Consider the following 12,103-nt stretch of genomic DNA (forward strand, 5'->3'; position numbering starts at 1 on the left):
ATGCCCAATGCCCTATGCCCCATGCCCATTAATAGTAATTCCCTACTTTGCGATGACGAACTGCTGTGAGCCCATTTGGTTTGGAAACGCGACCATCTTCGGCGGTACAGTATAAAATCCAGTGGTCACTGCACTCTATGCTGCTGACAACTTCGCATTCGATATAAGCGAGGGCATCTGTTAAAATTGGGCAGCCATTTTGCGCGGGTTGAGTTTTTACACCAGCAAATCTGTCAGCACCAGGAAGCAAGCGTTTGAGGAAGTGTTTTTTGAGTTCCTGATAGTTTCCTTCTTCCAACACGTTGAGGACAAAGCGATCGCCTTCTTGCATCAAGGAGTCAATTGCACGATCTTTTGCAACCGCAACAGTAAATCCTAAAGGCTGTAAACTAGCTTGAGCCACCCAGGAAGCAAGCATTGCACCGTTGATATCACCTTTTCTGGTTGTGATAATGTAGAGTCCACTGCTGATCCTACCCAGCGCTTTTTCCATGTTGACGTCTAGGGACTTGATCTGCTTGATGTTACGCTCACGGACAAGCAATTGTCCCATGTCTGTGCCAGCTTCTTGAAGAAGTTGGTATGTGGCTGTATTGGGAATTTCTTTAAGCCTAACAGGTGGGAAGGCTTCTTTGACGCCAAGGTCTATAAATTTTCTGTGCAATGTATCGATAGGTTCATCATCGATGCCGTAACACTCAAATAACCCTACAACTTGCTTGTTGTTAACGACGGCGAGTAATGAACTTACAGAGGCTTGAGCAGCAACATTAGCACTCGGAGGCATACCGATAATAATACCAGCTGCTCTGTGGGCTAGTTCTTGGATTTCTTGGCTCTCAGCTGTCGTCAAATCCATTATTTCGACGCCTACCCCAGTTTTTTGAACTCCCTGAGAAATGGCAGCTGCTAGGCGATCGCTATACCCGTAGTCAAAGGCGCAAAATAAGGCAACAACTGTTTCTGCTTTTGCTTGTTTGTGACTCCACTTATCGTAAGATTCGCGCAAAATATCAAGATTGTGATATAATATCGGTCCATGACCATTGGCGATCATTTTAATGTTGCCCAATTCGTTCATTTTTTTCATCGCGTTTAGGAGCGAACGGGCATTGGGACCCATTAAGCAATCGTAGTAAAATCTAAAGTCGGCTTCGATTGCTTCTAGGTTGTCGTCGAATGTACTATCGCTACAATAGTGCATTCCGAACGCATCACAGGTAAAAAGAGTTTGGGTTTTATGGTCAAAGCTAAAAATTGTGTCTGGCCAATGTAAATTAGGTGCACTTACAAATTCTATTTCGTGTCCCTGACCTAAATCTACGCGATCGCCACTTTTAACAATTCTCTTCGAGAAAGGATCGTGTACTAGGTTATCCAGAAACTGGAGTGCAACTTTTGAGGCTAAAACCGTCGCTCTAGGAGCTAGCTGGAGAACATCTTCCACTAGACCGCTATGGTCTGGCTCTGTATGACTAACAATTATATAGTCAATCGCCTTCGGGTTTACAAGGCTTTTTAGGGTGTCTAAATACAAATCACGGAACTTTACGTGAGCGGTATCAACCAAAGCTATGCGATCGCCCTTAATTAAATAAGAGTTATAGGTTGTACCGTTTTGTAGTCCAAACTCGATATCAAAACGATCTCGATCCCAGTCAAGAGAACGAATCGCTGTTGTGTTATGAGCAATTTCGACAGTTTGTATAGTTAGCCGTTTTTGGTCATTCTCTGTGAGAGCTACCATGAATCCTCCCCCATATTATTGAGTTTTATTTTCTTGTCTTTATTTTGCTCACAAATATTTTTATAAAGTTGTCGTTTTTTTTATTTTTTGTTAAATAGCATTTGTATTAGAAATAGCCATTTTTAAGCGTCAATTTTTACTAAAAAACTGTTAATCACGCTCTTTTATCGGGGAATGCAAATTATAGCAAAAAAATGTTTTTTTATAGAAAGATTTATTTCTGAAATGTTATCTTCTATGAAGATATTTTGTAGCTAAAAGCATAAAATTTGCAAGCTTCTGTAATTGATTTTAATTTTTCGCCGCTTTGACAGTTATCTATCAATGTAAATGCTACACACATATATATGATTTTAATGGTAAAAAATAAAACAAGTTTTAATTAATACTAGCGGCTAAGTAATTTGAGTTTTTATCAATAAAAATCCGTCTAAAAGTAGAGTAAATGTTAATCTCTGACCATCAAAAATACTCCTATAAGCAGAGTATTAGTTCATGAGTAACCATGTAACATCTGTTTGAGATACGTTAGATATGTAATAAGGAAAACTGTGTGGCTCACTTAGAAAACTCCACTGCTGTTTCTAACAATCTCCGTATGCAGTTGCGATTTTCTAGTAGGGATTTGTCTGACAGTAACCAGGGCAATCAATTTACTAGGATATTTAAGCACAATAAAGTGCAAAATCTACCAGGTTTAGAAATATACCTCCTAGGACGTCGCATTACCTGCATGACTGTGCCAGCAATTGTAGAAGCAATAAACAAAGCTTGTATTGAGGGTAACAAAATAATTGTTGCAAACTACAATGTACACAGTTTTAATCTTTCAATGCAAATACCCTGGTATTATCAATTCCTGGAAAGTGCGGAAATAACTCATTGCGATAGCATCGGCATATTAAAAGCAATTGGTTGGATGGGTCTAAAGTTACCTTTAGATTATCGGTCTTCCTATAGCAAGCTGATGCCAAAAGTACTAGAAAAATCTAATGAGCATGGGCTTTCCGTATTTTTATTAGGGTCAAAGGCAGACCGTTTAGAAGCAGCTCTTAGTCATTTAAGAAAACAATATCCAAGTATCATCTTTTTTGGACATCACGGATACTTTGACAAAGAAAATATCGAACAAAATGAATCCATAATCCAGAAAATTAATCAGGTAAAACCTCATATTTTAGTAGTAGGTATGGGGATGCCAATACAAGAGAGTTGGATTCAAAAACATCGTTCTCGATTGCACGTCAACGCAATTATGCTTGGAGGAGCGATTGTTGATCGACTAGCTGGTGTTGTGCCTGATTGTCCAAATTTTATTTCTAATTTAGGTTTAGAGTGGTTATATCGTTTGTGCCGTGAACCCAAACGCTTAGCAGCTCGTTACTTGCTAGGAAATCCAGCTTTTGTGCTACACATGGTCTTGGCGAAGTTTTATGCACCTCCTTTACGTGTACAGATGATGGAACCAATTGATAGCAAGACATCAAAAGATAATTCTGCAAACAGTAGCCTTTACTCAAATTCAATTCCACAAAGTCAGGAACCATTACCTAATGTTCAAAGTAAGGTTAAACGGGTTCTAGATTATTTGGTTGAAGCCAATCTTTTGACTAAAACTCAAGTTGAAGCTATTTTTTCTGAGCAAAGGCTTTTGGGAATGATTTTAGGTGAAGTGTTGGAACGCAACCCAACAATTAAGGAACAAAACATTGAGAAAGTAGTCAAGAAAGTTATAGCTTCCACAATAGTATCTAGTGATTGATTTTTTTTTGCGATCACCGTGAAAATTTTCACAATTCTCTTCTATAACACCAATTCACTAATATTTAAAGACTAGGTTGATTTCGTCGCAATAAAAACTACTTTTTAAAATCAAGATTTATCTTACTGAATTGGGGTTATAGATTATAGAGATTTAATTTGAGTAAATTCCTGAATTTATTGTGTAAATCTTATCATATGAAAGTTGGCTATCTTATCCAAACTCATAAAAATCTAAACCAGATTTATCGCCTGATTCGTACGATCAAAAAATCAAGTCCTGATTCTCAAGTGATCGTAAGTCACGATTTTTCTGGTTGCAATTTAGATGTAGAAACGCTCAAAGATTTATCAAACATCGAAGTGATTCCAGCTAAAGGATCACGAGGAGTAGATTTTTCTATAATTCAAAACTATCTGGATGCTGTAAAATTCCTTAAGGATAACAATATTCATTTTGATTGGTTGATCAACATCACAGGTCAAGATTATCCTACTCAACCACTTTCAGAAACTCAAAAATTCCTGGCAGAAACGACTTATGATGGCTTTTTAGAATACTTTGAAGTCTTCTCTAAAGAAAGCCATTGGAGTATTAGAGAAGGTTACACTCGGTATTATTATAAATATAACCAACTTCTGTCACACTTACCTGAAGGTCAAAAGGAAATATTAAATTACTTAAAAGTAATTAATTATATACAGCCCTTTTTTCGCCTCAACTTCTCTTATGGTGTGACAGTTGGATTGAGAAGCTCAACGCCTTTTAATGAGAAGTTTATTTGCTATGGAGGCTCTTTTTTCTGCACTTTGTCTAGGAAGTGTGTTGAATACCTGTACGAATTTTCTATATCAAATACTGATGTCGTAAATTATTACAAAGGTGTATGTGTATCAGTCGAATCTTATATACAAACAGTGCTGGTGAACAGTCAATTATTTAATTTATGTAACAACCCAAAACGCTACTTTGATTTTTATAAAACTCGTAACGGTCATCCGCGAATACTCACAACGAATGACTATCCATTAATAGTTCAAAGTAATACGCATTTTGCTAGAAAATTTGATTTATCTAGAGATAGCAAGATATTAGATCTCCTAGACACTAGGATCCTGGAACTTGCTTAATAGTTATCAATTAACACCGCTTGATAACTGATAACTGATAACTGGTAACTGATATGATTGTTATTCCTAAAGTTAGTGTTGTAGTCCCAGCTTATAATGTGGGCTCCTACATTCAGGATACACTGATTGGTCTAGAACGCCAATCGTTCCGTGATTTTGAGGTGATTATTGTAGACGACGGCTCTAGTGATGATACTGCTGTTGTAGTTCAAACTTTTATAGAGCGAGATTCACGCTTTAAATTATTGCAAAAACAAAATGGTGGTCTTTCATCAGCACGCAATTATGGCATTCATCATGCTTGTGGCGAATATATTGCACTATTAGATGGCGATGACATCTATCATCCAGACAAGTTAGCTAATCATGTAGATCGACTGGATCGCACTCCAGAAGCCGGAGTTGTGTACAGTGCTTCGAGAGCAATTCGTGATGATGGAAGTTCAACATTCGTATTCCTAAGCGGTAAACCAATCAAGTCTGACCCAGTTTTAGCTTTACTGTGCAAGAACTTTGTAGGTCATGGCTCTAATGGAGTATTTCGCCGGTGTGTATACGATGAAGTGGGTGAATTTGACGAAAGTCTACGTAGCTGTGAGGATTTAGATTTCTGGATGCGGGTAGCTTTGACGCGACGCTGGACTTTTTACAGGGAAGCGCGTGTATTGAGTTATTATCGCGTCCGTCCTTCTGGGCTTTCGTTCAATGTAGGACAAATGCAGTACTCTTGTGAACAGGTGATTCAGAATGCTCACCACAGTTATCCGGAGTTAGTAGAGCCGATACTACCAACAGCTTATGCTTATATGTATCGTTACCTTGCTCGCTTATGTCTTCAAGGTGGGGATGCAAAGAAAGCTCGTGATTTTTTGAATCAAGCGATCGCCGCAGATAGTTCCATATTCTACAAAGATCCACGCTCACTACTTACCTTAACAGCTGCGCGTTTAGCACCACTTGCTCAAATCGTGATTGGGCGATCGCTAGGAAAAGCAGTCGCCAAATAGGCGCTATTATATCTCTACCAACATAGACCATGAAACAAATTTCTTTGATTAAGAGTGGCCTTTGGATAACCTATAGTACATTTCTTTTACGTTTTTTCGCTTTATTAAGTAATTTAGTTCTCGCAAGGTTACTCTTACCATCAGACTTTGGAGTTATTGGAGTTGCTTACGTTTTTTGGTCTTTTTTCACACTCTTTACCCAAAGCACAACAGGGTCATTTATTGTTTACAAAGGTACTGAAGATAAACGTTACTTAAACACCACCTACACAATAAGTCTTTACATTGGAGTCTCTTTTGCGGTAGCTATGATAGCTACCGCACCATTGGTAGCTAATTTTTTCCATCAGCCAAATTTAACTTGGATATTAATAGTATTTGCTTTTAATCTAGTCCTATCCTCTATACTCTACGTTTATTCTGGCATCATGACCAGACAGATGCAGTATCAAGAGCAGGCAAACATAACTTTAATAAGCTCTATAACTCGATTATTATGTACCACCGGCTCTGCTTTGGCGGGGTTGAGTTATTGGTCGTTTGTGATTGGAGATACTGCTTCTTGGATAGTTGGTTGTATTTTATGTCGCTATAAATCTGGTCATCGCTTACGTTTAGAAATTAATCCAGAGGTTAAATCTGAAGTTTTATCTTTTTGTCTAGGCGCAACAGGTTCTAGCTTTGGGTTCTATGTAAATGCAAACGTTGACAATCTAGTTGTTGGTAAGGTATTGGGCAATGCTAGTCTTGGTTACTATAATCTTGCCTATCAATTAACCATGGCTTTATCGACTATATTTAATTCAGTTATTGGTCAATTGGGAACGCCAATTTTTGCACAATTAACAGATGAGAAAGAGCAAGAAAATGCTCTTTTTAACGTTGTTGAGCAAGTTGCTTTTATAACTGCTCCTATATACGCACTAATCCTTTTAACCCTTGATAAATCATTGATAACTTTGGCATTTGGAGCTAAATGGACACCAATGACCATAGTTATTCCTGGGCTGCTAGTTTTTGCATATTTTCGCGTTATTAATAGCCCTCTAGATTCTATGCTTTCGGCGAAAGGTCGACCAGACATTAATGCTAAAGTTAATCTGTATATTGCGCCGATTGCTGTGTTTGGTTTTGTTTTTGGTGCGAAATATGCAGGAATTCTGGGAGTCAGTGTTGCTGTTGCTTCCATTCTAGGATTTGTTTGGACATTTTCCTGGTGGTTAGCGGGCTGCAAACAATTTAATTGGTCAATGCGTAGGTTTTTATTGTCTTGTTTTATTCCAGTTCTTTTAATTATCTTACCTCTGGTGATTTCTATAAATCTACCTTTGATTTTAAAACAGATTGTATTTGTTTTAATTTATATTTTAAGTATTAAATTCATACTGCCACGACAGTTTATAAAATATCAAATTGTAGCTAGTCAATCAGCCAGATTCTTGAAAGAAAAATTGGGATATTAATTATTTGTTAGCCTCACGAAAAATCCTAGAAAATACTGAGCAACTATTATCAATTCTTCAAGCAATACGAGATAAATTAAACAATAAATTAAATTGGAAAAATATAGCTAACGAAATAGTAAACGTAATGTCAAATGAATTAAATGTTGAGATCTAATATGCCACTAATCTCTGTTATTATTCCTGTCTATAATGGTGAAAAAACTATTCGAGAAACAATTGAATCCGCCCTAAATCAAACCTTTTATGATTTAGAAATTATAGTTATTGATGATGGATCCAAAGACTCTAGTTGGAATATTGTTTCTAGTATAAAAGATCCTCGTATCAAGCTATTTAAATATAAGAATTCTGGTGTAGCCGTCAGTCGCAATCGAGGACTTGCTCATGCATCTGGAGAGTTTATTGCTTTTTTAGATGCTGATGATCTTTGGACACCAGATAAGCTAGAAGCACAATTTAAGGCTTTGCAAACAAATCCCGAAGCTGCGGTTGCTTATAGCTGGGTAAACTACATCACTGAAAACGGCGAATTTTTTCGCTTAGGTAGTCACACAAGTATCAATGGAAGTATATATGAAAAGCTTTTAGTAGAGAACATTTTAGAAAATGGCTCTAATCCTTTAATTCGAAAGCAGGCTTTAACTGAAGTAGGTGATTTTAATCAAGCATTATCGCCAGCCGATGATTGGGATATGTGGCTACGTTTGGCGGTTCGCTATCACTATGTAGCTGTATCACGTCCTCAAATTTTATATCGAATGTCTCCTCATTCAACGTCTTCCAATATTTTAAAGATGGAAGCAGCCTGCTTACGACTTCTAGAGGAAGCTTTTAATGATGCTCCTGAATCCCTACAACAAATGAAAAGAAATAGTTTTGCTTGTCTTTATAAGTACTTAGGGTTGAAAGCACTAGAAGCTCCTTTGGCAAGAAAAAACGGTATAATCGCCATTCGATATTTTTGGCAAGTCATTAAAAACAATCCGTCGGTGCTTTTGGAATGGACAACAATGTCGAAAGTGTTATGTAAAATTTTTGGAGTAATTATCTTACCTTGTACACAATATTTGTGGTTAAAAAATACATTTAAAAAAATGTTTTTAAGACAAAAATATCCTCTCAATTTCACAAATTAATGCATGAATTTATGTATAACTTTGGATTTATCGTAGAACAGATGTTAGGTCATATCACACACTACCAAAACTTAATTCGGTGGGTAGGTGAAGATGATGAAGTTTCTGCAACTTGGAGACCTATAAAAAGTGGTGTAAATGACATTTGGGAGAATTTACCAATTGTTCGTAGTAACTGGTCACTGCAAGCTAGTTTACGTGCTCGCGAAGCAATTCAAAATGCTCTGCGTTCCAATCCTCTAGACGTACTATTTTTGCATAGCCAAACTTTGGCTCTGTTTGCTATCCCGGTGATGCAGCAAATACCAACGATAATTTCCACCGATGCGACGCCACTTAACTTGGATAGTATCGCCGCAGGTTATAACCATAAAGTCGATGGTAACCCTTTATTCGAACGTAGTAAATTCCTTTGGAATCGAAGCACCTATCACGCTGCTACTACTGTAGTAGCGTATTGTCAGTGGGTTAAAGATTCCCTAATTACTGACTATGGGGTTCCAGAAGAAAAAGTGATCGTTATTCCGCCAGGTGTGGACATGGAACAGTGGGATTTTGGACGCGATCGCGCACTACGTCCAAAAACACAAAGCGATCGCCTACGCTTGTTGTTTGTAGGTGGTGAATTCGCACGTAAAGGTGGCTGCACTCTGTTAGAAGCATTTCGTCAAACATTACACCAATATTGCAGCTTGGACATTGTTACCAAAGACACAAACCTTGAGCAGGAATTGGCAGGAATGGAAGGTGTGCGTCTACATTATGGTTTAACGGCTAACAGCCCAGAACTTAAGGATCTCTTTGCTAAAGCTGATATTTTTGTCTTCCCAACACTTGCTGACTGCTTTCCAAACGTTGTTATAGAAGCAATGGCAGCAGGCTTACCAATCATCACTACTAATGTGGGTGGATTATCTGAGCAAGTAGAAGATGGAGAGAATGCCCTGATTATACCACCCTCTGACGCAAACGCTCTGATTGCTGCTGTTTCCGCCTTGAAAAACGACGAAACAAAACGAGTTGCAATGGCTGTTAAGAGTCGCCGCTTAGCTGAACAACGCTTTGACGCACGCCGCAACTACGGCGCGATTCTTAGCTTGATGAAAAGTATGTCGAAGGAAGTCAAAAGTAAAAATCGTGAACAAAGATCTTATGCCAGAATCTAAAACGGATATTGCAATTTTTCTGCGTGGGCTTTATGAAGGGGGTGCTGAACGTATAATGCTCAATTTAGCTAGCGCTTTTGCTCAACGAGATTTGAATGTTGATTTAGTGCTTGCTAGAGCAGAAGGTTCTTATTTACCGCAAGTACCAACTGGAATTCGAATTGTAGATTTAAAAGCTAGATGGATGCCAAGTAGTTTTCCAAAATTAGCAAGATACCTGTCGCGCGATCGCCCTAAAACTCTCTTGGCTGCATTACACTACCCTTGCGAAATAGCTTTATGGGCAAAACGTCTTACTAGAGTATCTACACGCATAGTAGTTACTGAACACAATACCTTGTCTGTTGAGGCACAACGAATACCACAAACCTCTGTACGTCTATCCCCCTTAGCTGCAAAACTCTTCTATCCTTGGGCAGATGGGATTGTAGCTGTTTCCCAAGGGGTAGCTCAAGATTTAGCTAACATAACTAAGCTACCTAACAAACGCATCCAAGTTATTTACAACCCAGTTATAGTACCTGAAATATTCACAAAGGCTAAAGAGTCTGTGAATCACCCTTGGTTTAAACCAGGAGAACCGCCCGTCATCTTGGGAGTAGGAAGATTATATCCACAAAAAGATTTCGCAACTCTGATCCGTGCATTCGCCCTTGTACGCCAACTGTCACGAGCACGGTTGGTAATTTTAGGAACTGGACCACAACAACCATATTTAGAGAACTTAATACATGAGTTGAATTTAGAGCAAGACGTTGTGCTACTGGGTTTTGTAGAAAATCCTTATGCTTATATGGCAAAAGCAGCAGTCTTTGTTTTGTCTTCAGCTTGGGAAGGCTTGGGAAATGTACTTATAGAAGCAATGGCTGTAGGAACTCCTGTTATATCTACAAATTGCCCAAGTGGTCCTGCTGAGATTCTCGCTGATGGTAAGTACGGTTCATTAACACCGGTTGGTGATCCTAAAGCTATGGCACAGGCAATTTTAAGTATATTAGCAGGCAACACAAAAAAAGTTGACTCAACTTGGCTTCACCAATTTACTTTAGAAGCTTGTTCAGAAAAATATTTAAACATATTAAACAGGAGTCAGAAGTCAGAAGTCAGAAGTCAGGAGTCAGTAGTAGAACGTAGGTTGGGTTGAGGAACGAAACCCAACATTTACAAAGGTTCGTTGGGTAGAGCGTCAGCGAAACCCAACCTACGATTTTCTCCCTGCTCCCTATTTGCAAGATAACCGTTCCCAGTTAAATGCAGTCAAATTATCTTGATATATTTCTTGCATAACTGCACCTAGCCAAACAAAAAAGAACCAAATAAAGACTGCCATCCAACTTAAAGGAGTGGCATTTAGTTGTAGATATAGCACAGCTAAGCAGGCGAACGCTCGTTTACTTAAAGTATTACCTTGCACGGCTGGTGTATAGAAAAAAAACAGAGTCAGCATCAATGCTAAGACAAAGCAACCGAATCCAACTACACCATGCAAATAAAGTACTGCAGCGTATGTTGAAAAAGAACCAAGACCAATATAAACATCTTCATATAAATTTGCTCTACCTTGTATTACTCCCCAGCCCAACCAAGGTTTTTCTTGCCAAGCTTCCAGAGTTTTGCTGACAACTAATGCCCGTTCTTGTGATGAACTAGAACGAGCACTGTTAAAAATTTCCGTTGGTTTATCGAATAATTGTCTAACTGATAGCCCTAAAAATGAACAGATTAAAAATGTGAAACTTGCTAACCACAGATAAGCTTGTCGCATTAGTTGACTGCGAAAACCAGCAATAATTAAAAACGATAATGGTAAGCAAATCCAAGCTAGACGACTAAAACTAACTAATAAGCCACACAATGAACCGGCTAAAGCGAAATTTCGTAAGCGATGATCTTTTTCAGAAAGACAAATGATAAAACAAAATACAGAACAAATGCCTAAAATTGGGGGATCAGGAGTGTAAAGTACTGTTCTTGGTAAAGGGATACCAAAAAACGATTGTATACTAGCAAGAACAATGAGCAAACTAGATTTGTCTCCAGGAATTAAGCGTGCTAGTAGAGGTGCATAAACTGTATTACGAACACCGACTACAAGCAAGAGCATCTGAATACAGGTATTGATTAAATAGCCACTTGCCATCCAAGCAACTGCACGGGTAATGACTTCCACCCGCAACTTAGTCCAAAATGGTAAAGCTAAGCAGGCAAAAATGAAGAAGTAACTTTTTAAGAAAGTGACCATACCAGCAGCAGTTTCTTGCCCAGGGAAACCCATCCCATAAAGACCAAGAATTTCAGTCCAAAGCATCACTAGTGCCATTGCTAACCAAGCCCATACACAAGCTGGTAGTGACCCTTTTACAACTTGGTCAATATTGAAAGCGAGTGCAAGTAAAACAAATATAACAGCTGGATAAAATAAAGGCTGTATGCCTAAGAGCCACCAAATAGGTGTAAGAATAATCGTCCAGTAAATCACTCTTTCGGCAGATGAAAAATTATTGATTTTGAATGCTTTCTGGTTGCTAATAATGTTGCGAAAGAAGAGCTTAAACATTTAGGGAAATCTAATGTATAAATTGTATTAATGTTAATCTTTTAACCTTATTTTTTTGATTACTAGTATAATTTATAAATTCAATTTTACGCTGGTATTGTATTACTAAAGATATGTTTAATATAAAGCCGT

General features: G+C 38.1%; 9 protein-coding genes. 7 read left to right on the plus strand and 2 right to left on the minus strand.

Going from position 1 to position 12,103, the window contains the following annotated elements; translation table 11 throughout:
• Window positions 1-28: 28 nt before the first annotated feature.
• Complete coding sequence (locus G4P69_RS02235; RefSeq protein ID WP_208348198.1) at window positions 29-1,747, minus strand: diflavin flavoprotein; 1,719 nt, start codon at window positions 1,745-1,747, stop codon at window positions 29-31.
• A 553-nt stretch (window positions 1,748-2,300) separates the two neighbouring features.
• Between G4P69_RS02235 and G4P69_RS02240 the strand changes: the two genes are divergently transcribed.
• From G4P69_RS02240 to G4P69_RS02270, 7 genes are all read left to right on the plus strand, one after another.
• Window positions 2,301-3,509: a WecB/TagA/CpsF family glycosyltransferase gene (locus G4P69_RS02240; protein WP_310833736.1), complete on the plus strand. Its 1,209-nt coding sequence runs from the start codon at window positions 2,301-2,303 to the stop codon at window positions 3,507-3,509.
• A gap of 197 nt (window positions 3,510-3,706) precedes the next feature.
• The gene (locus tag G4P69_RS02245; RefSeq protein ID WP_208348200.1) at window positions 3,707-4,639 is read left to right on the plus strand and encodes a beta-1,6-N-acetylglucosaminyltransferase; all 933 of its coding nucleotides are present in this window, start codon (window positions 3,707-3,709) and stop codon (window positions 4,637-4,639) included.
• Window positions 4,640-4,692: 53 nt separating this feature from the next.
• Window positions 4,693-5,646, plus strand: a complete 954-nt coding sequence (locus tag G4P69_RS02250; protein ID WP_208348202.1) for a glycosyltransferase family 2 protein — start codon at window positions 4,693-4,695, stop codon at window positions 5,644-5,646.
• A 29-nt stretch (window positions 5,647-5,675) separates the two neighbouring features.
• The gene (locus tag G4P69_RS02255) at window positions 5,676-7,109 is read left to right on the plus strand and encodes a lipopolysaccharide biosynthesis protein (protein WP_208339693.1); all 1,434 of its coding nucleotides are present in this window, start codon (window positions 5,676-5,678) and stop codon (window positions 7,107-7,109) included.
• A gap of 143 nt (window positions 7,110-7,252) precedes the next feature.
• Complete coding sequence (locus G4P69_RS02260; RefSeq protein ID WP_208339694.1) at window positions 7,253-8,248, plus strand: glycosyltransferase; 996 nt, start codon at window positions 7,253-7,255, stop codon at window positions 8,246-8,248.
• An 11-nt stretch (window positions 8,249-8,259) separates the two neighbouring features.
• Window positions 8,260-9,414 (plus strand): glycosyltransferase family 4 protein, encoded by a 1,155-nt coding sequence (locus G4P69_RS02265; RefSeq protein WP_208339696.1) that lies wholly within the window; start codon window positions 8,260-8,262, stop codon window positions 9,412-9,414.
• Window positions 9,401-10,558, plus strand: a complete 1,158-nt coding sequence (locus G4P69_RS02270) for a glycosyltransferase (RefSeq protein WP_208339698.1) — start codon at window positions 9,401-9,403, stop codon at window positions 10,556-10,558. The genes G4P69_RS02265 and G4P69_RS02270 overlap by 14 nt, the downstream gene beginning before the upstream one ends.
• A 78-nt stretch (window positions 10,559-10,636) precedes the next feature.
• On the opposite strand, the gene G4P69_RS02275 is transcribed toward G4P69_RS02270, so the two are convergent.
• Window positions 10,637-11,971 carry an O-antigen ligase family protein gene (locus G4P69_RS02275; RefSeq protein WP_208339700.1) on the minus strand — a complete coding sequence of 445 codons (1,335 nt, stop codon included), beginning with the start codon at window positions 11,969-11,971 and terminating at the stop codon, window positions 10,637-10,639.
• Window positions 11,972-12,103 lie beyond the last annotated feature (132 nt).

This window comes from Aetokthonos hydrillicola CCALA 1050, from assembly GCF_017591665.1.
Lineage (GTDB): Bacteria > Cyanobacteriota > Cyanobacteriia > Cyanobacteriales > Nostocaceae > Aetokthonos > Aetokthonos hydrillicola.

Bases quoted from the DNA above. Each gene is read 5' to 3' on its own strand.
- G4P69_RS02235 (WP_208348198.1), bottom strand. From the start codon at position 1,747: ATGGTAGCTCTCACAGAGAATGACCAAAAACGGCTAACTATACAAACT.
- G4P69_RS02245 (WP_208348200.1), top strand. From the start codon at position 3,707: ATGAAAGTTGGCTATCTTATCCAAACTCATAAAAATCTAAACCAGATT.
- G4P69_RS02250 (WP_208348202.1), top strand. From the start codon at position 4,693: ATGATTGTTATTCCTAAAGTTAGTGTTGTAGTCCCAGCTTATAATGTG.
- G4P69_RS02255 (WP_208339693.1), top strand. From the start codon at position 5,676: ATGAAACAAATTTCTTTGATTAAGAGTGGCCTTTGGATAACCTATAGT.
- G4P69_RS02260 (WP_208339694.1), top strand. From the start codon at position 7,253: ATGTTGAGATCTAATATGCCACTAATCTCTGTTATTATTCCTGTCTAT.
- G4P69_RS02265 (WP_208339696.1), top strand. From the start codon at position 8,260: ATGTATAACTTTGGATTTATCGTAGAACAGATGTTAGGTCATATCACA.
- G4P69_RS02270 (WP_208339698.1), top strand. From the start codon at position 9,401: ATGCCAGAATCTAAAACGGATATTGCAATTTTTCTGCGTGGGCTTTAT.
- G4P69_RS02275 (WP_208339700.1), bottom strand. From the start codon at position 11,971: ATGTTTAAGCTCTTCTTTCGCAACATTATTAGCAACCAGAAAGCATTC.